General features: G+C 47.2%; 22 protein-coding genes. 9 read left to right on the top strand and 13 right to left on the bottom strand.

The features are described from left to right. Positions 1 to 35: 35 nt before the first annotated feature. The 3 genes from trmB to AC58U0_RS30535 all read right to left on the bottom strand — a co-directional run bounded on the left by trmB (position 36) and on the right by AC58U0_RS30535 (position 1,674). Positions 36 to 767 (bottom strand): tRNA (guanosine(46)-N7)-methyltransferase TrmB, encoded by a 732-nt coding sequence (gene trmB / locus AC58U0_RS30545; RefSeq protein ID WP_497382578.1) that lies wholly within the window; start codon positions 765 to 767, stop codon positions 36 to 38. 75 nt (positions 768 to 842) lie between these two features. After that, on the bottom strand, positions 843 to 1,043 hold the full coding sequence (locus AC58U0_RS30540; protein ID WP_497382577.1) for a hypothetical protein: 201 nt from the start codon (positions 1,041 to 1,043) through the stop codon (positions 843 to 845). A 148-nt stretch (positions 1,044 to 1,191) separates the two neighbouring features. After that, positions 1,192 to 1,674, bottom strand: coding sequence for a WGxxGxxG family protein (locus tag AC58U0_RS30535; RefSeq protein WP_497382576.1), 483 nt, complete (start codon positions 1,672 to 1,674; stop codon positions 1,192 to 1,194). A gap of 149 nt (positions 1,675 to 1,823) precedes the next feature. Between AC58U0_RS30535 and mnmL the strand changes: the two genes are divergently transcribed. The 4 genes from mnmL (at position 1,824) to AC58U0_RS30515 (ending at position 5,158) form a co-directional block, all read left to right on the top strand. Then, a complete protein-coding gene (gene mnmL, locus AC58U0_RS30530) occupies positions 1,824 to 2,792 on the top strand; it encodes a tRNA modification radical SAM protein MnmL/YtqA (RefSeq protein ID WP_497382575.1) in 969 nt (322 codons plus the stop codon). A gap of 121 nt (positions 2,793 to 2,913) precedes the next feature. Beyond that, positions 2,914 to 3,507: a c-type cytochrome gene (locus AC58U0_RS30525; protein WP_497382574.1), complete on the top strand. Its 594-nt coding sequence runs from the start codon at positions 2,914 to 2,916 to the stop codon at positions 3,505 to 3,507. Positions 3,508 to 3,537: 30 nt separating this feature from the next. Next, positions 3,538 to 4,116, top strand: coding sequence for a tRNA 5-(aminomethyl)-2-thiouridylate-methyltransferase MnmM (gene mnmM / locus AC58U0_RS30520; RefSeq protein WP_497382573.1), 579 nt, complete (start codon positions 3,538 to 3,540; stop codon positions 4,114 to 4,116). A 76-nt stretch (positions 4,117 to 4,192) separates the two neighbouring features. Continuing rightward, the gene (locus tag AC58U0_RS30515; RefSeq protein ID WP_497382572.1) at positions 4,193 to 5,158 is read left to right on the top strand and encodes a type I phosphomannose isomerase catalytic subunit; all 966 of its coding nucleotides are present in this window, start codon (positions 4,193 to 4,195) and stop codon (positions 5,156 to 5,158) included. Positions 5,159 to 5,373: 215 nt separating this feature from the next. Here AC58U0_RS30515 and AC58U0_RS30510 read toward each other — a convergent pair whose 3' ends face one another. The 5 genes from AC58U0_RS30510 to AC58U0_RS30490 form a co-directional block, all read right to left on the bottom strand. Then, positions 5,374 to 6,873 (bottom strand): IMP dehydrogenase, encoded by a 1,500-nt coding sequence (locus AC58U0_RS30510; RefSeq protein ID WP_497382571.1) that lies wholly within the window; start codon positions 6,871 to 6,873, stop codon positions 5,374 to 5,376. A gap of 195 nt (positions 6,874 to 7,068) precedes the next feature. After that, positions 7,069 to 7,494, bottom strand: a complete 426-nt coding sequence (locus tag AC58U0_RS30505) for a pyridoxamine 5'-phosphate oxidase family protein (RefSeq protein WP_497382570.1) — start codon at positions 7,492 to 7,494, stop codon at positions 7,069 to 7,071. A 135-nt stretch (positions 7,495 to 7,629) separates the two neighbouring features. Continuing rightward, positions 7,630 to 9,393, bottom strand: coding sequence for a B12-binding domain-containing radical SAM protein (locus AC58U0_RS30500; protein ID WP_497382569.1), 1,764 nt, complete (start codon positions 9,391 to 9,393; stop codon positions 7,630 to 7,632). 92 nt (positions 9,394 to 9,485) lie between these two features. After that, on the bottom strand, positions 9,486 to 9,710 hold the full coding sequence (locus AC58U0_RS30495; protein ID WP_056831740.1) for a hypothetical protein: 225 nt from the start codon (positions 9,708 to 9,710) through the stop codon (positions 9,486 to 9,488). A gap of 154 nt (positions 9,711 to 9,864) precedes the next feature. Then, positions 9,865 to 11,208 carry an FAD-dependent oxidoreductase gene (locus AC58U0_RS30490; RefSeq protein WP_497382568.1) on the bottom strand — a complete coding sequence of 448 codons (1,344 nt, stop codon included), beginning with the start codon at positions 11,206 to 11,208 and terminating at the stop codon, positions 9,865 to 9,867. A gap of 140 nt (positions 11,209 to 11,348) precedes the next feature. On the opposite strand from AC58U0_RS30490, the gene AC58U0_RS30485 reads away from it, so the two are divergent. From AC58U0_RS30485 to AC58U0_RS30475, 3 genes are all read left to right on the top strand, one after another. After that, positions 11,349 to 12,395 (top strand): LacI family DNA-binding transcriptional regulator, encoded by a 1,047-nt coding sequence (locus AC58U0_RS30485; protein ID WP_497382567.1) that lies wholly within the window; start codon positions 11,349 to 11,351, stop codon positions 12,393 to 12,395. A gap of 258 nt (positions 12,396 to 12,653) precedes the next feature. Continuing rightward, a complete protein-coding gene (locus tag AC58U0_RS30480; RefSeq protein WP_497382611.1) occupies positions 12,654 to 13,547 on the top strand; it encodes an RluA family pseudouridine synthase in 894 nt (297 codons plus the stop codon). A 22-nt stretch (positions 13,548 to 13,569) separates the two neighbouring features. Further along, a complete protein-coding gene (locus tag AC58U0_RS30475) occupies positions 13,570 to 14,526 on the top strand; it encodes a D-2-hydroxyacid dehydrogenase (RefSeq protein ID WP_497382566.1) in 957 nt (318 codons plus the stop codon). A gap of 260 nt (positions 14,527 to 14,786) precedes the next feature. Here the strand turns inward: AC58U0_RS30475 and AC58U0_RS30470 are convergent, their stop codons facing one another. Together AC58U0_RS30470 and AC58U0_RS30465 are read right to left on the bottom strand one after the other, a co-directional pair. Beyond that, on the bottom strand, positions 14,787 to 15,740 hold the full coding sequence (locus tag AC58U0_RS30470) for a 1,4-dihydroxy-6-naphtoate synthase (protein ID WP_497382565.1): 954 nt from the start codon (positions 15,738 to 15,740) through the stop codon (positions 14,787 to 14,789). Position 15,741: 1 nt separating this feature from the next. Further along, a complete protein-coding gene (locus tag AC58U0_RS30465; RefSeq protein WP_497382564.1) occupies positions 15,742 to 16,380 on the bottom strand; it encodes a futalosine hydrolase in 639 nt (212 codons plus the stop codon). Positions 16,381 to 16,578: 198 nt separating this feature from the next. Between AC58U0_RS30465 and AC58U0_RS30460 the strand changes: the two genes are divergently transcribed. After that, on the top strand, positions 16,579 to 17,184 hold the full coding sequence (locus tag AC58U0_RS30460) for a DUF2087 domain-containing protein (protein WP_497382563.1): 606 nt from the start codon (positions 16,579 to 16,581) through the stop codon (positions 17,182 to 17,184). Positions 17,185 to 17,261: 77 nt separating this feature from the next. Here AC58U0_RS30460 and AC58U0_RS30455 read toward each other — a convergent pair whose 3' ends face one another. Both AC58U0_RS30455 and AC58U0_RS30450 read right to left on the bottom strand, forming a co-directional pair. Next, entirely contained in the window at positions 17,262 to 17,624 is a 363-nt protein-coding gene (locus AC58U0_RS30455; RefSeq protein WP_497382562.1) for a VOC family protein, read from the bottom strand. Between the two features lie 71 nt (positions 17,625 to 17,695). Then, positions 17,696 to 18,517: an AraC family transcriptional regulator gene (locus AC58U0_RS30450; protein WP_497382561.1), complete on the bottom strand. Its 822-nt coding sequence runs from the start codon at positions 18,515 to 18,517 to the stop codon at positions 17,696 to 17,698. A 216-nt stretch (positions 18,518 to 18,733) separates the two neighbouring features. On the opposite strand from AC58U0_RS30450, the gene AC58U0_RS30445 reads away from it, so the two are divergent. Continuing rightward, on the top strand, positions 18,734 to 18,841 hold the full coding sequence (locus AC58U0_RS30445; protein WP_497382560.1) for a YjcZ family sporulation protein: 108 nt from the start codon (positions 18,734 to 18,736) through the stop codon (positions 18,839 to 18,841). Positions 18,842 to 18,904: 63 nt separating this feature from the next. On the opposite strand, the gene AC58U0_RS30440 is transcribed toward AC58U0_RS30445, so the two are convergent. Then, positions 18,905 to 20,170, bottom strand: coding sequence for a hypothetical protein (locus AC58U0_RS30440; RefSeq protein ID WP_497382559.1), 1,266 nt, complete (start codon positions 20,168 to 20,170; stop codon positions 18,905 to 18,907). Positions 20,171 to 20,296 lie beyond the last annotated feature (126 nt).

Raw genomic sequence — 20,296 nt, 5'->3', positions numbered from 1 at the left:
TATGCAGTGGAAGATTAGCTTTTTTGTGTATAAACCTATTCCGATTTAGCTTTGTTCAGCTGCTCTAGATGAGAAGCAAGGACATTTTCACCAATAACGACTTCACAGCGATGAATGTTCATCCCTTGTCCAGCGAACTTCGTTTCATATTCAGTCATAACATGGTCAGGATGAATCCCATCCACGTGCAAGTTTAAGGAAATATTTCGCATTCTCAGTCCCATATCTGCAAAAGAATTGAGCGAGAATTCAAACAATGATTGTGAATCAGTTTTCAAGTGAATCTCACCGTTCGCATTTAATATTTGCTGATATTTCTCAACAAAGCCCGGATGCGTTAAACGTCTACGAGCGTGCTTTTTCTTCGGCCATGGATCACTGAAATTTAAGTAAACCCGCTCTAATTCACCTTCCGCAAAAGCTTCTTCAATATGTTCGATATTGAAAAGCATGAGCTTCAAATTCGGAATGCTTAGCACAGAGTCCGTCTCTTCATCCGTCTTGATTTCATGAGCATTCTTCGCTTTTTCACTTGCTTTGCGAATCAACTCGTCATACATATCAACACCAATGAAATTAATGTTCGGATATTTCTTACTCATCTCACTAATGAAGCGCCCTTTACCCATCCCAAGCTCGGCATGAATCGGGTTGTTGTTACCGAATAACTCGGCCCATTTGCCTTTATATTCCTTGGCATTTAAAACAACGAGTTCCTTCTGACGTTCTATATCTTCTCGAATTCCTTTTCTTCCCCGTAAACGCATCTACTTTTTGCCTCCTACACGTACAAGCTATCGAATACAAATCATAGACGATTCGAGGAAAAAAATCAAAGGAAATTACACCTCAAGGGTATGATAATCAATGGTATTCGATGTGGCTGGAAACAGCTTTTGATCCAAGGACCGCAGAACTTTTCGTCTTGCGTCCTTCGATATGCTCGGGTCTGCAGCGAATTTCACGCCACTGCCCAAAGCAAATGCTTCTTTAATGGTCAACTCGACGGATAACGTATCGGTAGCTAGGGACATCTGAACCAACTCATTCACCTTCTTTCCTTTTGCCTCATTAATGATAGCTTTCGTTAGGATGATGTTCTTTATGAATGGTAGATCATTCTAGCGGCAAAGAAAAAACGCCCTCCAATTGGAAGGCGCATTTAGATAGTAACTTTTAGATAGTAACTTTCTATCTAGCATCATCTCTTCGTTTGTCTTTTCCTCTAAGGCCTGCTAAGCCCAACAGACCTATCAGACCAAGCCATCCCCAGTCCATATCGTTATCATCTGCGGTGGTCGCATAGGAACGATAAGACGAAGTGTCATAATTTCCAGTGTTTGTTCCAGTAGTACTCATGCGATCCATCATATTGTTGCCATAACTATTGATATGACCCATAACACCAGTACCCGTTCCTGTCCCAGAATAGGAACCTGTGCCAGTACCGCTCCCCGTGTAGGTCCCAGTAGCTCCTGTAGCACCTGTTGTTCCTGTAGTACCAGTACCTACCGTAGCGTCATAATTACTTCCTGTATATCCCGATGTTGTCGTAGTTCCTGTCCCCGTTGTTCCTGTAGTTCCAGTAGTTCCCGTAGCTAGTGCACCAGTTGCCCCAAAGCTTAATGCCGTTGTCAAAGCTACCGCCAATGTAATTGTACGAAACTTTTTCACTTGTTCAAAACCCCTTTCGGCATGTAATAGTTATGCAAAGTTATCATGCTCCGTATCGCCCTCTTTTAACGGGGAACTTCTTGGAAAGGCAGGGGTCGCTTTCATGCTTCAATTTCGCTACAATAGGTTGGAAAGAAAGGAGCAACCATATGTCTACTACAATTACTCAGGAGTCGCCTCAATTATGGGGGGACAAACGTTTCCATACATGGAATTATGAAATGCGTGAAGCTTTCGGCGGGAAGGTTTTTAAAGTCATGCTGGATGCAGGTTTTACTTGTCCCAATCGGGATGGCAATATCGCAACCGGTGGCTGTACATTTTGCAGCGCGCGGGGATCAGGTGATTTTGCGGGAAGCCGCCGCGATGATCTGGTTACCCAATTTAATAAGATTCGTGATCTCCAGCATCTGAAGTGGCCGGAAGCCAAATACATCGGTTACTTCCAGGCCTATACGAATACGTATGCACCGGTTGAAGAACTGCGGGAATACTATGAAGTTATTTTAAAGCAGCCAGGTGTTGTTGGTTTATCCATTGCGACCAGACCGGATTGTTTACCAGATGATGTGATTGAATACTTGGCGGAGTTGAATGAACGTACGTATCTATGGGTCGAAATGGGCCTTCAAACCGTACACGAATCAACCTCTGAACTCATCAATCGTGCTCACGACACACAATGCTATTTGGACGCGGTCGCTAAGCTTCGAAAGCATAATATCCGCACCTGTGCACACATTATTTATGGATTGCCTGGGGAGACCCACGAAATGATGTTGGACACGGGACGAGCAGTCGCACAAATGGATGTTCAGGGCATTAAAATCCATTTACTTCATTTAATGCGTAAAACACCTATGGTGAAACAATACGAAGCTGGCTTGCTTCAGTTCCTGGAAAAAGACGAGTATGTGAAGTTGATCGTTGATACGCTCGAATTTCTCCCACCGGAAATGATTGTCCACCGCCTTACTGGAGATGCTCCCCGGGATTTACTGATTGGTCCCATGTGGAGCCTCAAAAAGTGGGAAGTGTTGAATGCCTTTGATAGCCTTTTGAAAGAAAGAAATACTTGGCAGGGTAAACTTTGGAAGGGTAAGGCCAACCAAGGTTAAATGTAACGAAAACGTAAACACATAAAAATATAAACACATAAAGATATAAACACATAAAACCAAAATAGGTTATTATCCGTTTCCTTTATATAGGTAGAATGACTAAAGGAGATGGATAATCATGATGATGAAACGGGCTCAAACAGCTATTGTTGGGATGATGCTATTTGTCGCTGGATGTGGAGGAGAGCCGGCGACACCAGGAGTAATGAGTACGGTGGCGCCGTCAGCGACACCGACGGCGGTAGTTAGTGCGTCGCCGGTTGCTGCAGCGACGGCAACACCGGCAGCCGCTACGGTACAGCCGGCGGCAAGCAGCACTCCGCAGCCGAGCGCAGCGGCGACAGCGAAGCCGACAGCTGCGGCGGCGACGCCAGCAGTGAAAGAGGCCGCTACGGCGAAGCCGGCGCCGGCTGCAACGCCAGCGCCTGCTAGCGCGGCGCCATCCCCACCCCCATCCGCTAAGCCTGCGGATGGCGGCAGCAGCACCGCAGCGCAGGCGCAGGTGCTGTATAAGGACAACTGCATGTCCTGCCACGGGGCGGGGCTTGCAGGCGACTTCGGGCCGAACCTGACGAAGGTCGGTTCACGCAAAACCAAGGATGAGATCGTTGCGCAGATCCTTGGAGGTAAAGGCGATATGCCACCTTTCAAAAGCGCATTGAAATCCGAAGAAATCGAAGTGCTAGCCGCATGGCTAGCAGATAAAAAATGATCGTATAGCAGCATGGAGGGCTTTCATCGCATGGGTTTTGTTTCGGTACTAAGTTTTGCTCATCAATTAATTAATCAGCGGGCACAGCCGGGCGATACGGTTGTCGACGCGACTCTTGGCAACGGCGTGGATGCCTTGTTCTTAGCGAAGCTGGTAGGCGCCCGCGGCAGCGTGTACGGCTTCGATATCCAGCAGCAAGCACTGGATCAAACAAAGATGCGTCTGGAGAAAGATCTTCCAGACGCATCTTCTTGTGTGCACATGAGCCTATGCAGCCATGCGCTCATGGAGGCGGCTGTGCCGCAGGACCGCCACGGCAAGGTCGCCGCGGTCACGTTCAATCTCGGCTACCTGCCCGGCGCCGATCCGGCAACCATTACGAAGCAGGAATCCACGATCCCTGCTCTCGAGGCTGCCCTCCGCCTGCTCCGCAAAGGCGGTATCGTGACCATCGTGCTCTACAGCGGACACGATGGAGGTTCGGAAGAAGCTGCGGCCGTCGAAAGCTGGGCCCAGCGCCTTCCGCTCGCAGCCTTTCAGGTGCTGCGTTACCAATTCATGAATACCAGCCCGCATGCTCCCTATCTCTTAGCTCTAGAAAAAAGATAGACGCATGATATAATGCTAGAGAATGCATTAGTTTATTTTTAGTAGGAGAAATTAGAGAAGAAAGTAGGGATAGTTAGTGAAATCATACCCGCTTCAATTTCAACCTGAAATGAAAGAACGTGTCTGGGGTGGAAGAGCCCTAGAAAAGTTTGGTTTTCAGCTTCCAGAAGGCGCTATTGGCGAAGGCTGGATGATTGGCGATCACCCGAATGGAACGACGAAGGTTATTAATGGCGAATTAGCAGGCCTTGGTCTAGACGAAATTCGCGAGAAATACGGCAAAACGTTATTCGGCACGAAAGGATTCTCCGAAAAAAACGGCCGTTTCCCACTACTTATTAAGCTACTAGATTGCGAAGACGATCTTTCCGTACAAGTACATCCGAATGATCATTACAAGAATTTGGCTGCCGGTGAGCTCGGCAAAACAGAGATGTGGTACATCCTTGATGCCAAGCCAGGCGCCAAAATTATATACGGCATGAAAGAAGGCGTTACACGCGAAAGCCTAGCTCAAGCAATTGCAGAGAACCGCATTTTGGACTGCTTGCAGGAAGTGCCTGTTGAAGCCGGTGATTCCTTCTACATCCCAGCAGGAACGGTCCATGCCCTTGGCGCTGGCGTCCTAGTTGCCGAGATTCAGCAAAATTCCGATACAACCTATCGTTTGTACGATTATAATCGTCCTGGACTGGACGGTAAACCTCGTGATCTTCATATTGAAGATTCGCTCAACGTTATCGCCTACGAAGGCTCCGGCTCTACTCGCATGAAAACGGATTTGAATGAAGCTGGCACTTGGTTAACGCTCGCCGAGTCTCCTTTCTTCACCGTGGAAAAAGGCCTTGTTGGACCGAAATGGGAGCTAAGCACTTCTCCTGAAAGCTTCGTCATCCTCGTAATTGCAGACGGTAACGGAACCCTCCAGTGGGCAGATGGCAGCATCTCCACGAAGCCAGGCGACTGCTTCCTGCTTCCTGCCGATCTTGGCAGTTATGCGCTAGAAGGCAGCATGACGGTTATTCGCAGCTACTTGCCTTAATTGTTCTTTGTGCAATAAATCCCTCTTGCTCAGAGGTAATGTGCCTTTGGCATTGGCTTTTATTTAAATTCTCTCTCAGCAAAGCTGAGAGCAACCTCAAAATGAAAACAAGCCTCCTAAACCACTTTCATCGTGGTTTGGGAGGCTTGTTTTGTTAGCGGACTGTCTTTCAGGTGTTACCCCCCCTTATGAGGCAGCCCACCTTTTCCCAGCTGCTATTCTTCAGATAAGCTGCTTTCTTTTAAAATAACGTCATGCGCTCCGCCTTCAACAAGGCTAGTTGCGGAAACGAGTGCAATTCTCGCTTTACTCTTCAGCTCATCCAAGCTTAATGATCCACAATTGCACATCGTGGACTTTATTTTACCAAGCGTCTTGTCCAGGTTCTCCTGCAGGCCTCCAGCGTATGGAACATACGAATCGACGCCTTCTTCAAACAAGAGCTTGTTTTTGCCACCTGTATCATAACGCTGCCAGTTGCGGGCACGATTGGAGCCTTCTCCCCAGTATTCTTTCACGAAGTTGTTGCCAACTTTCAGCTTTCTGGTCGGGCTTTCATCGAAACGAGCAAAATATCTGCCCAACATGACAAAATCAGCGCCCATGGCTAAAGCTAATGTAATATGGTAGTCATGTACGATACCACCATCGGAACAGATTGGAATGTAGGTACCTGTTTCTTTGAAGTATTGGTCTCTGGCTTCAACAACTTCCATGAGGGAAGAGGCTTGTCCGCGACCAATCCCTTTTTGCTCACGAGTGATACAGATAGATCCGCCGCCGATGCCGACTTTAATGAAGTCCGCTCCGGATTCCACCAGATAAAGGAACCCTTCACGGTCTACAACGTTGCCTGCGCCGATCTTTACATTGAAATTCTCTTTCACATACTGAACCGTTTCTCGCTGCCATTCGCTATACCCATCTGAAGAATCGATGACCAGAATGTCTACTCCCGCTTCAACAAGCGCAGGCACTCTTTCTTTATAATCCTTCGTATTAATCCCTGCACCAACAATATAGCTTTTGTTACCGTCCAGCAGTTCCATCGGATTTTCTTTATGCTCATCATAATCCTTGCGGAAAACGAGGGTGTCGAGTTTCTGATGCTCATCCACAATCGGTAAACAATTCAGTTTGTGATCCCAAATTAAATTGTTTGCTTCCGATAAAGTAATTCCTGATTTGCCGTAAATTAATTTATCGAAAGGTGTCATAAAATGATGGATTTGGCGATCCAAAGGGTCACGACTTGTCCGGTAATCACGTCCCGTTACAATACCAAGCAATCTTCCATTCGCTGTACCATCGTCCGTAATGGCAACCGTAGAATGACCTGTTTCCTCTTTCAACGCCAGTACATCACTTAGTGTATGCTGGGGAGTTAAGTTCGAGCGGCTAACTACAAACCCTGCCTTGTACCCTTTTACTTTACGCACCATAAGTGCTTCTTCTTCAATCGATTGCGAGCCAAAAATGAACGAAATCCCGCCACTCCGCGCCAAAGCAATCGCCATTCCATGATCGGATACGGCCTGCATGACAGCAGATGAAAACGGGATATTGAGCGAGATTGCAGGCTCCTCGCCTTTATTGAATTTAACTAACGGTGTCTTAAGCTTCACATTCGCCGGTGTACATTCCTTCGTTGTAAGATTAGGAATCAACAAAAACTCACTAAACGTACGAGATGGTTCTAAGTAATACGTAGCCACTTTACGATTTCCTCCTCATATAGGGATCTTTGAGCTTGCTCAAAGTCTCCGCTCTGGGATCTTTGACCTTTGCTCAAAGTCTCTCATTAATCTTTGATCCATAGGTAAATTTTTTCAATCTTATCACTAACCTTACCTGTGGTCAATGGATTTTTCAGGGAAATCCTTCGATGGGATCTAAAAAGGTTTAAAAAGCTATATCGTCCAAACCTGCGGTTCGGAATTCCCGTTTACATATTCGATATAGGAAGGCGTAATTTCGAGTACCACGTAGTTCGGATCATGCGGACCATTGAACCATTGTTTCATGGAGTCGTTCCACAGCTTCTCACGAAGGGCATTATTTGCAGTAATCGTAGCCGTTGCTTGGATCTGCAAAATTTCGGAGGAAGCCTTGCCGTCATAGCCTACCAGAATGTGTACATGGGGATTGTCTTTTAGCTCGTCCACTTTATCCGTCTTTTTATTAGTCGTAAGGTTGATAGTCAATCCATCGTGGAACAAGGCCATGTAACGCACTTTGGGCTTGCCGTTGTCTACGGTTGCAAAAGAGCAAACTTGATTAGCATTTAGTACCTTCACGATCTGATCTTCAAGCTGTTTATTCTTGGTTTCAATCATGAGTTTCTCTCCTCTCAAGTATCAATGATTAAGTGTTTCAACTACCATAGATTACCCCCAAGAGGCCATGATTAAACCATATATGCCGGGCAAAAAAAGCCCCACTCCCTATTCGCACGGGGAGCGAGGCTTCGATTATACGGCTGCCACTTGCTGCAGCGGCATGGTGTAATAGCTGGCCGGCTGCTGTGCGTCCGGCGGAAAGTGTACAACAAGCAGCTCTTTGCTGCTTTCGTCGATCTCTCCGCTCTGCAGATACGTCTGCAAAGCGAAAGGAAGCACCTCAAGCATTGCGTGCTTGTGGAGATCTTTTTCATTGATGCGGAGACTCTGGAAGTCACCGCTGACGAGCTCAGGCTGCTCAGCCAGCAGCCTCAGGTACGCATTCTGCTCAGACTTCTCCAAGGTGAAGTCCCACCAAATTTTGCGCGGTTTATATTTATGGCCCAGGAAATAATCCAATTTCATCAAGCCTTCAATGACGTGCATGTTTATCGTTTCACGATGCATCAGGAAGTCGCGCAAACGAGTAAAAAGATCCTCGAGCTGATGCCCAATCTTCTGCCAGCCGCGGCCCTCCCAGAAGTCGCCGAACTCTTGAAAGAAATCAAACGCAGAAGCGAATTCTTTGGCGATTAAATATTTGACCGTATGATCCATGCGGTGCGCGTTCCAATATTTCTCGAGTACATCCTCCACCCGTTTGATGCGAATCAAATCAGTGAATGGCAGAATGTCATTGCCGAGAATCTCGTAAGGCGCGTGGTCCATATAGACGTAGCCATATTTATGCGCGTCATTGCGCATACCCGTGCCGCGCAGCATTTTGAGGAATCCGAGCTGCAGCTCTTCCGGACCTAGTTCAAAGACATCGTTAAACGTCTTGCGGAATGAGTTATAATCCTCTTCCGGCAAGCCGGCAATAAGATCGAGATGCTGATCGATTTTCAAACTATTTTTCACCTTAGATACTGTACGGCTCAGCTTGAAGAAATTTTGCCTGCGCTGCACTAAATCGTTGGTCGTGTCATTCGTAGATTGAACACCGATCTCGAAGCGGAATGTACCCGGAGGGGCATTCTCTGCTAGGTAATCGAGAACTTCTGGACGCATAATGTCCGCAGTAATCTCAAACTGGAACACGGTGCCGCGATGATTGGCAATGAGGAATTCAAAGATTTCCATCGCGTAATCACGCTTAATATTAAACGTCCGATCCACGAACTTGATCAGCTTCGCGCCGGAGTCGATTAAGTACAGCAGGTCTGACTTGGTGCGTTCCATATCAAAATACCGCACACCGACCTCAATACTCGACAAGCAGAATTGACAGGAGAAAGGACAGCCACGGCTTGTCTCGAAGTAAACAACACGATTGGCTAGACTAGGTACATCCTCTGCAAAACGGTGCGGAGAAGGGATATCATCCAGCTTCAGCTTTGGTCTGCCTGGCATTAGTACGATTTCCTCGCCTTTGCGATAGGCCAGCCCATAAACAAAATGATATTTGCGAGTCGTTGAAATTTCCGTCAGCAGTTGGTGGAAGGTCTCTTCCCCTTCGCCCATCACAATGAAATCGACCTCAGGAATGCGATTCATCCAGTATTCGGTATCATAGGAGACCTCGGGGCCGCCAAGCATGATTAGGAGGTCTGGCCGAATCTTTTTGATCATTTTAATTATCGTTATCGTTTCTTCAATGTTCCAAATATAACAAGAAAAACCCAATACATCCGGGGCCTTTTGGTAAATGTCCGAAACGACGTTCATGACAGGGTCTTTAATCGTATATTCTGTAATTTCAACGTCAAAATCCTTCTCGCAGAACGCTTTCAAATAGCGTAAGGCCAAGGAGGTATGAATGAATTTGGCATTAAGTGTGGATACAAGTACTTTCATTATCAAAAAACCTCGTTCTGTTCTCGTTTATCGTACAATCTAATTCTACACGAAAACCGAGGAAATACAAAGGTAAGCCCTCCCAAAGAAGACTAAAGGACCATATCATCATCCAACTGAGGATTCTCATAAGGGAACTGCAAATAGGAGGCTTCCTGAATCGCATTTTTCCACCGTTCGGCATGGGAATACAGCTGATCTTCGACTTCTTGCATTCTTTGTTGCAATTCACCGGTATTTTCAGCGGGTCCACTTTGCAAAGCCTTTTGCAGAGTCGTGCGTTCTTCGAACCATTGCGTTAACTGATATAACAGCATAAGGATTTCCCACCTTTTCTCACACGAAGTGTTGCAGCATGTAAGTAGCAGTGTTCCCTTATTTGGAGGTGGGCATACAGTTGTTTGCTTTTAAGCGCGTTTTCCTCCCCTATTCGGCGGGGAGGCTACTGGGCTTTCACTGAGAGGCATTGTGCTAGTTCAACACTGCTCCGTCTTGCACGAGGATAGCTTGCAGCTCTGCAATATCAATTTGCGCAGGTTGAATACCGTGCTTAACGGCAAGTCCTGCTGCTGAACCGGCTGCTTGCCCAGTTGCCATACAGCTTGGAGTAAGGCGCGTTGTTGCAAGTGCTTCATGTGTCGTTGAGATGCAGCGCCCTGCGGTCAGCAGGTTCTCGATTTTTTGCGGCAGCAGGCAGCGGTAAGGAATGTCGTAGGCTCCGTCGCCTTCGACCCAAGCAGCGGTCACACCTTTGCCGGATGGATCGTGAATGTCGATCGGATAGCCGCTGCGTGCGATAACATCTTCAAAACGACGTCCTTGCACGACATCGGCAACCTGCAGCGCATACTGGCCGTCAATACGGCGCGTTTCGCGGATACCGATTTGAGCGCCTACCGATGAAATCGAGGCTTTTGCGAAGCCTGGCAGGTTGTTCTTCATGAACTCTGCTACCATCAACACCTGCTTACGCCCCAGCTCTTCAGCTTCTGTCAAATCCTCAACATTAGTTCCATCGAGCCCCTGTACACGCGTAGTGTTGACCAGTACTTCGTCGGCCTCAGGACCTGTGAAGAAGAGCACTTGATCTCGATTAATCGGCAGGTTCGCCTCCTTCCAGTGCTTGTAATAACCCAAAACACCAGACAAAGGCAGATCAACAAGCTCGGCAATCGGTGTCTTTTTATAAAATTCATCTGGATGTTCGATCATGTACTGTTTGACGACTTCCAAATCCACACCGCGCATCCGGAATTTCATCGTCATCGGCTGTGTAAGTCTATCGCCGTCACGCCCTTGCAAACAAGGTGCTCCTGATAAATAAGCAAGATCCGCATCTCCTGTTGTATCGATAAATATTTTGCCCTTTACATCAATTCTACCCGACTTGGACGTTAATTGTACGGACTGGATACGGTTGTCCACGGTCTCTACATGATCAACAAAGCTATGGAATAGCAGCTTAACACCCGCTTCTTTCAACATATCAACAGCAAGCACTTTATAAATCTCAGGGTGGTATGGCGTAATCGTATTCACAAAGCCAACCGTGTCCCGAAGATGGCCTGGGGATGCATTCATTGCCATGAGGCGGTCGATAATCTCTTGCGCGAGACCTTTAATGACTTGCTTACCATCTGTTGTATGAAATGTCATCCATGGATAAACAAGCGCAGCGGTTGACATCCCGCCAATAAAGCCGTATTTCTCTATCAAAACCGTCTTGGCCCCGCTCCGTCCAGCCGCAATGGCTGCGTTCACACCAGCTGGACCTCCACCTACAACGACGATATCTGCTTCTATTATTTTGTTCATCTGTATTCGCTCCCTTTGTTTAAATTCTTCAGAGTTCCTTACTTCCCCCTTAGTGTAGTTTAAATTTAACCTTCTTTTTAGTTTAAATTTAGTTTAAAATTGCAGATACAAAGTAATTGAAATGAGGGATTCACGGACATATGCGCAAACGAATTACACTTCACGATTTGGCTGCTGAGCTCGGTCTTACGATACAAACGGTGTCTAAAGCGCTGCGCGGGCTCCCCGGAATGTCCGAACAGACAAGAAGTGAAGTGTTCCGGCTTGCACGCGAGCTTGGCTATATGACCAAAGATCAGAAACAAACGCTGCAGTTGGATCATATTTCTCCCTATCCTGTTGTAAAGCGCCGGTTTGTGCTGGTCCAAAATAAACAGTCTTTAAACTTCAATCGGCTATTGCTGCAAGGACTGCACGAAAGATTCATGGAATTCGGCCACACGGTGCAGCCTCTCCTCATTCCTCCACAGCTGAAGCCATCGCAATTTGAAGCATGGGCTGAGGAGCAAGAGCTGATGTACGCGGAAGGTGTTTTCATTGCGCCGCGGATGAATTTGGATCTTCTAGAGCAGAAATTGTTGGAGCTTCCGCTCCCTCGCATTCTGCTGAACTTCCCACCGCCGGAAACCAAGGTTGATAGTGTGATTTGGGATGTATACGAGGCTGTTTTTCAAGCTGTTCGAAGACTTGTGCGAATGGGGCATAGGAAGATTATGTATGTGGGGGATGCGTTGGATCAACGTGGCTTCGTTATCCGGTGGCAGGCATTTCGCGAGGCGATGAAAGAAGCCGGGGTTTCAGTGGATCCGCTAGAGCACGCAACGGAGCGAGACGGTACAGATCGGTGGCTGCAGAATTTCGGAGTGCTCTATAGGACGCACAAGCCCACTGCCGTTATTTGCGGTATCGATGAAGAAGCTGCGCCTGTGTATCATACGTTGCGCCGCTTAGGGATTGCTGTTCCACAGCAATGCTCGTTAGTCGCACTGCTCAATGAACAAAGTGATACGCTTCCACTGTGCTCACGCCCGCAGCTGCCGATTCGAGAAACCGGCTATCGCGCAGCGGATCGGATGCTTTGGCGGATAGCGAATCCGCATTTACCCTTTGAGCATGTGCGATTACAGGGAGAATTTTTCGCGGGGAGCACGACTCAGAAGTTGGCGGGACAGATAGCGGATAAGTAATTTCTCATGGCATGTACCTTAAAAGTCGCGCGCTATATAGGATCTTCCCTCATAGCGTTTCTTTTGCTTTTCCGAACGTGGTATATTGTAAGGTGAATGATCTGACCGGAAGGTAAGCGATCGCAATAGGAGGTCTTTTTTATGCAAAAGAAGCCAGGTAAGTTTCAAGGTCCAAATAAAAACCAGAACCAGACTCCCAAATTCAAGCAAAATAAGAGTCAGAGCCAGAATCCTGCTCCGTCTAAGGGGAACCAAGAAATGAGTACTCGTCAGTACACCGTCAAGGAGTCCTCTGAGCTTCTACCTTTTTTAATAGAAAAGCTTTCGAGTTTGGGCCGGAATTCGGTTAAAGCCATACTTGCCCGTGGACAAGTCGCAGTGAATGGCAAAGCCGTAACAGCATACAACTATCCATTGCAGCCAGAGCAAACGGTCACCATTAATAAAGATAAAATCGTCGAAGATATCCCGCTCGCTGGCATGACGATTTTGCATGAAGATGAAGATGTGATTGTCATTCAAAAGGATGCCGGGCTATTATCTATCGCCACAAATACGAAAGAAAATGAGATTACGGCCTATCGACAGCTTACGGCACATGTTCGAAACCACGATCCGAAGGCACGGATTTTCGTCGTACATAGACTGGATCGAGATACATCCGGCGTGATGATGTTTGCCAAAAACGAGAAGGCTCAGCAGCACCTACAGAACACTTGGCAGGAAAGTGTCAAAGAACGCACTTATGTTGCCTTGGTTGAAGGCATGGTGAAGAAGCCTGAAGGGACCATTTCCTCGTGGCTCAAAGAGCATACGAAGTCGCTTAAAATGTTTTCGACGCCGTATCCGAATGATGGACAACACGCAGTTACTCATTATAAAACGCTACAAGCGAACCGGAGCTTTTCACTGTTAGAGGTTAATCTTGAAACCGGCCGCAAAAATCAAATCCGCGTTCATATGCAGGACATCGGTCACCCCGTTGTTGGCGATAAGAAATACGGTTCAAAAACGAAGGAAATCGGCCGTCTTGGACTGCATGCGCGTGTGCTTGCTTTTTTGCATCCGACGACAGGTCAGCTGCTGCGATTTGAGACGCATATTCCGAAGGTGTTTTTGAATCCTTTCAAGGAGTTACCTGCGAAGAAATAATTGGCTTGGGGAGCGATATGAGATGCAAATCGTAGTGCTTGATGGTTACACACTAAATCCCGGCGATCTGGACTGGAGCGGATTAGATTCACTAGGCGAGCTTGTTGTCTATGATCGAACGGCAGAGTCACAGATCATTGAACGCGCTGCTGACGCGGAGATTGTACTGACGAATAAGACGCCGCTTTCCGCTCAAATGATTCAGCAGCTGCCCAAGCTTCGCTATATCGGCGTACTTGCGACCGGTTACAATATCGTTGATATTCAGGCTGCCAAGGAGAAGGACATCATTGTCGCTAACGTTCCTGCTTACAGCACGCATTCTGTTGCTCAACTGGTGTTTGCTTTGTTATTGGAGTTTTGCCATCGGGTTCAGCAGCATAGTGACACCGTGCTTAATGGGGATTGGTCAGAGTCGATTGATTTCAGCTACAGCCGATCTCCGCTCGTGGAGTTAAGCGGTCAAACCATGGGGCTGATTGGCTTAGGGCAAATCGGCAAACAAACCGCGTTGATTGCGCAGGCGATGGGAATGAAGGTTATCGCAACAGGCAGCGGAAGAAATGTCCCTCAACCTGTTGAGGGTATCGATTGGGTGCAGCTTGACGAGCTGCTGCAGCGATCTGATGTCATTAGTCTCCACTGTCCGCTGACACCGGAAACGAATCAACTGATTAATGCTAATCGGATAGCACAGATGAAACCGACGGCTATTTTAATCAATACAGCTCGAGGCGGCCTTCTCAATGAGGAGGATGTCGCTCATGCGCTCAACGAAGGCAGATTGGCTGGAGCCGGTCTCGATGTGCTGACCGTAGAACCGCCTCAACCGGACAATCCCTTGCTGCATGCGAGAAATGTGATCATTACCCCGCATATCGCATGGGCAACTAAAGAAGCACGAGCTAGACTGATGGATACGGCAGTTGGTAACGTGCGTGCTTATCTAGATGGGCGTCCGGTGAATGTGGTTGGGTAGCTTGTGCAGTACGAGTGAGTGAGTGAGTGAGAGTGAGTGAGGCAGTTTTAAGCATGTTTTATATCGCTATCGAAGCTCATTTCCTTCTTACGCCCGCAAACATGAACGAAATCAGCCTTTGGGAAGAAAAAACCACCGTCGTAGGGTTCACTCCCTAAATGGTGGTCTTATCTATGTTCAAAACTATGCGGGGCTGCGGGTATTCACTGCCCCGTTTTTTGGCCGCTTAAGTGTTAGCGCACTTAAGCGGTTTTTTGATGTTATTTCAGCAATGCCGCATAATCCATCTGCGGCACAAGCCCTTCCTCAGCAGCCCGCTGGAGCAAGGTCAAGACGGCGCCATAGCCGCTCTCACCCAGATCAGCGGTAAACTCATTCACGTACAGGTCGATGTGTGCCTCAGCGACCTGCGGGTCCATCTCCTGCGCGTGCTGCATGATGTAGTCGCGTGATGCTTCCGGATGCGCCCACGCGTATTCGACCGAGGCGCGGGTCCAGCCCGCAAGCGCCTCAAGATCCATGGAGCGCCGTGCAATGATGGCGCCCAGCGGGATCGGCAGGTTGGTGTCTGACTCCCACCAACTGCCCAGATCTGTGAGAAGCGCTAACCCGTAAGACGGGTAAGTGAAGCGCGCTTCATGAATGACGAGGCCGGCATCAACGAGGCCGTCCCGCACAGCAGGCATGATCTCGTGGAACGGCATGACCACGATTTCACCTACGCCGCCCGGAACGTTCTGTGCCGCCCAAAGGCGGAACAGTAAGTACGCGGTCGAGCGCTCGCTCGGCACAGCGACCCGGCGGCCGCTGAGCATGGCCGGGTCCGGCACTATTCTCTCAGGCACTGTTCCCTCAGCTCCTGTTGTTCCCGTTGTTCCCTCTGTTCTCTCTGTTCCCGTTGTTCCCGTTGTTCCCTCAACTCCCGTTTGTCCTGTTGTTCCCGCCGTGACGCTAGTCTTCGTAAGCACCAGCGGTCCGCAGCCTCTGCCCAAAGCCCCGCCGCAGGGCAGCAGGGCGTAGTCCTTCAGCACCCAAGGCAATGCTGCGTAAGAGATCTTAAGGACATCCGGCCCAGTGCCTTCAGCAGCTAGCTTGTTCGTAATGTCGATGTCGGCATATAAGACATCCAGCTCAGGGGCACCTGGGATTAACCCATGCGCCCAAGCATGGAAAACAAATGTATCGTTTGGACAAGGTGAATACGCAATCTTCATATTAAAGCACCTCCGCTAGGACTGAACTTGCTGCTTCTAAAGCCTTAAATGCATCACCGATACGCCAAGCGTCTCGGTCACGAGGACCAACCGCGTTGGAGATCGCGCGGATCTCCAGCACAGGCACGCCGCGCTGCTGCGCAGCTGTCGCAATGCCGAAGCCTTCCATGGCTTCGGCAGCGGCTCCAGGCACGCGAGCAGCCAGCGCGGCCGCTGTTACTGCCGTCCCGGTGGCCGTTGCCACCGTAAGCACTGGCGCCATCTGCGCCGTCAGACCAGCGGCTAACAACGCCGCTGTCACTCGCTCGGCCACATCAGCGGCAACACCAATGCGCGTCGAGCCGAAGCCCAGCTCATCTAAGCTGCTGAAGCCATCCAGCAGCTCCACGCCAAGGTCTGCTGCGATGATCTCGCTCGCCACAACAAGCGAGCCTATCTCCGCTTGACCTATAAATCCGCCGGCAATACCGGCAATAATAACCAAATCATATTCAGCTTTCGCAAGCTCTATCGCTCCGTTCACTGCTGCCGCAGCAAGTCCAACGCCAGCTAGGGCAAATTCAAACCTGCTGTCATGGCCAAGGCCGCGCTGGACTGCATCTCTTTCAGGAGCTACAGCTGTCATTACAAGTACACGCATCGTTGTTCCTATCCCCTTTTATGATCAATAACCATTCTTATCTACGATTATTTTACATGACCAAGAACAAATAGGAAACTTTCAAGGAATGACAACTTTCTCGATCGATTCCATTGTGTTGACAATCTCAATTAATTTAATTATTATCTAATTAGATATCAATCAAATTAGATACTCTTTTAAGGAGGTGCACCCGCCATGCAATTAGATAAAATCATTACTTATCACAAAGCTCTCGCAGACGCAACGCGTATACGCTTGCTTATTTTACTAGCGGATGGAGAGCAGAATGGTCAAGTTCTTGCCGAGAAACTGGGCGTTACCCCAGCAACCATTACCCATCACGCAGCCAAGCTTCGCGAGGCCAGCCTCATCAATGAACGTAGAGACAAGAACACCATTTACTTCACTTTAAATGAGTATTTCATTCGCAGTAATGCCACCGCGACGGCCGATCTCATTTTCAAAAATAAGAAAGGAGAAACTGAACCTATGAAGGATGAAGACCGTAATCAGAACCTCAAGCAATCTGTCATTCGAAACTTTATTACCTTAGACGGCAAGCTCAAGCATATCCCTGCTCAGCTCAAGAAAAAACTTATCGTCCTAGAACACCTTGTAGAGCAGCTTGAAAAAGGACGCACCTACACAGAGAAGGAACTGAATGCATTTATTAAGAACTACCACCCTGATTTCGCAACGATTCGAAGAGAATTCATTATGCACCAGTTCATGTTTCGCGAGAACGAGATATACGAACTCAATCCAGTGGAGATGTGGGCCAAATGGGAGGACTTATCCTAAATCGGACTGAATCTATAAAAAAAGGACGGTTCCCAGTCGATTACACGACCTAAGAACTCGTCCTTGTCTTTAAATCCTTACCCTTTTAAAAGAAACGTATTTCCATCCTCATCCTTAAATGTGGCAAAAGTTCCCCACTGCATCTTTGAAAGTTCCCCTTCGAATTCAACGCCTTTGGACTTCATGTTTTCGTAGGTCGTCTGAATATCATCGGTAACAAAGACCACAGAAGGCTTCAGTTCGGCATAATTTGTCATCATGCTTTTCGGATAAATGACTAGTGCGGACTCAGCTCCTTGCGGCGCTACCTCTAACCAGAAGGCATTAGGACCCATTGGCGTTTCGCGAACGACTTCAAATCCAACTTTTTCGGTCCAAAATGTTTTGGCCTTTTGCTGATCCTCTACATAAATGCCAACCGTTGCTATTTTCTGAATCATGAGTCGTACCTCCCTGTTTGTGTGCGTTGATTTAACGCTTGTCTCCGTTGGAATCATAGCATTAACGTTCCTTATTCGTCTTGTAAAAATACGACATTCTTCGCTTGCTTCCTTTGCTCGAAAGCACGTAGTATCCACTTTTTGTATTCAGCTGGTGTTATGCCTAGACATTTCTTGAAGTCTTTTGAAAAGTGCGCATAATCATAATAGCCATATTCAGTCATACAGGTATGAAGATCCACATGGGGATTAAAGAAAATTCGAAGCCGGGCCAAGTTAAATCTGGACACGGTATTCAATTGTTTGGCAGACATGCCGACAAGTTCTGAACTAATACGTTCGAACTGTCGCTGTGAGTATCCACTCTCTGCTACACTAGTCGGTACATCCTGTTCCATCGGAGTCCGATACAGTTTAGATAGAATATCAATCATGGCATCTGGTGTGGAGTCAGGTTGAAATTTTGTATGTAAAAAAGCTGTAAGAATGTAGATGCCCTCATCTAACTCGGCCTCCGCAAGTTTCTTTTCCAGCTGAGCAATCTCAGCTTCCGGAAACAATTCAACTAAAGGAACAAACTTATCCTTTAATAATCGGTTATCTATCTCCTTGAAAGCCTGAAGCCCCCATGGCAATAAGCGCACGCCAAACAAACGGATGGGTCCCTCCGCGGTGAGTGGATGATAGTGTGACAATGTACCGATAAAAAAAGCTATTGGCAGCGTTTGACCGTTTGCCGAATAGCTGGATCCGAAATGGAAGATAAGCTCCTGGCAGCCATCAGGCCAGAGCGTTTCTCCTTCTTCTGCTCGGCTGTAATCTCGCTCCAAAAACCAAAAGCATTTGATGAATCTCTTCAACTTCTCATCCGGTTGACGTTCCTCGTAACGCATGTGCCTTTTTCCTCCATCCGCTTCTGCAGGTCAAGATGCAATCAAACCAATGAAGCCATTATACTACCTCCAGCAGTCGCCTCTCCACTCCTTTCTTCCCGCTGCCACTTAGAAGGTGTTGGACACGTTATCCAATTTTAATTCAGAATCTGGACATTCATCCATGCGCCCTCTAGTTGAATGACATATAGTAATTTTGTGAAGGGAGGGATTGACATGAGTTATGGTTGCGGTCCTGCTGTACCTTATACAGGCACTTCTATCGTCCTTGTTTTATACGTTCTTTTGGTTATCGTTCTTAGTACTTTCGGATTTGGTTGGTAATAAAGGAATAAGCGGCTGGGACGATGATTCATGTTCCAGTCGCTTTTCGTTATTCAACCCTTTTTAGATAACAAAATAATACCCATTAAAAAAGCCAATCGTCACGAAAAACTGTAGAATCATAAATAGCAACATATAGAAAATTCGAGCATTTTCCCACTTCTCGGTTAACGTTACTAAGTAGAAATAGATCGGTATACTCACCATCATATAGCGAACGACGCTTACTAGAAATAAGGGTTGACTTGAAAATGGGATGACGATTAGCAGCAAGCCATAAACGAAAAATAGCAGCTCATGCTTATTTGTCAAAAGCTTTTTCATATGAAGAATGAGGTAACTCAAAAAAACAACAAACACAGCCGTTGATACGGTAAAAGCAATGAAGCCGTTATCCCAGCCATCAGGCGTGGAGAAGTAAGGCTTTTTCAAATAACCAATATAATTGACAAAAGGTATGGTGGTATACCGGAACCAATGCAAGCTCTGCTCATGGAAAGGTGCCAAGAAATCACCGGTGACGCTTTTCATATGTAGGAGATAAATACCCATTGGGATTAGGGATAAAATGCTATACAATGACCATTTCAGGTAACGCCAGGTCCATTTGAACCCTTCGTCCATAAACACGGTGCCCATGACCAATGCAAGGTTGATAAACCCAGGCACCCTTGTCACGGTAGATAAACTGGCTGCTATAAAGGCAAGTGCATACTTTTTATTGCCTGCATAATAGATGGAGGCTGCCGAGAGCAGCAGAAATAGACTCTCTGTGTACGGTAATGTATAGTAAAGCGACGATGGGTAAATCACAATTAGGAATAGTACGGTTCCCGCCTGACGCTCATTGAGTCCCCGCTGCAGGGCAATAAAATAAATATAAATAAGAGCTCCAAGCAAGCATAGATTCGAAACAATCATACCGACAGTGGCAGGTTCGAACCAAAATATTTTACCAAGTAAAAAAATCAGCGACGGAAATAATGGAAAGAAAACCCAATTAGCAGCTGTATGCGGTTCATCCATCCGAAACTTATCATAACCTTGGGTGGCTATTTTTAAATAGGAATACGTATCAAACTTGATAAAATCCTCTAACTTCAGCTTCTCCGTAGAAGCTAGTTCTCCAGGAAACTTCAGCGTCCACTTGGACAACGTGCCTGGCACATTCTGCATATATACCGGTACCTGAGAAGATTTACTGAATAAATTCATCCCGATATATCCAGTAAATAGCATGAGTGCCCGAGAAATAAGGACAAGCAAGACAATCGACAGTATCACATTGACCTTCCCTCTTCTTGGTTCTTTCTCTAGCCGTGGTTCCATCATCCATCTCTCCTATCCGGACATCATATATCTTTTCTGTAAATTTACCTGATTCCTCCTCTTTTACCAAGTTAAGGATTCGTAAAGTGCTTATTACTATGGACGTTCATTTGTAAAAAATGTTTA

Source organism: Paenibacillus sp. J31P190 (assembly GCF_059692075.1).
This window is presented reverse-complemented; position numbering and strand designations above follow the sequence as displayed.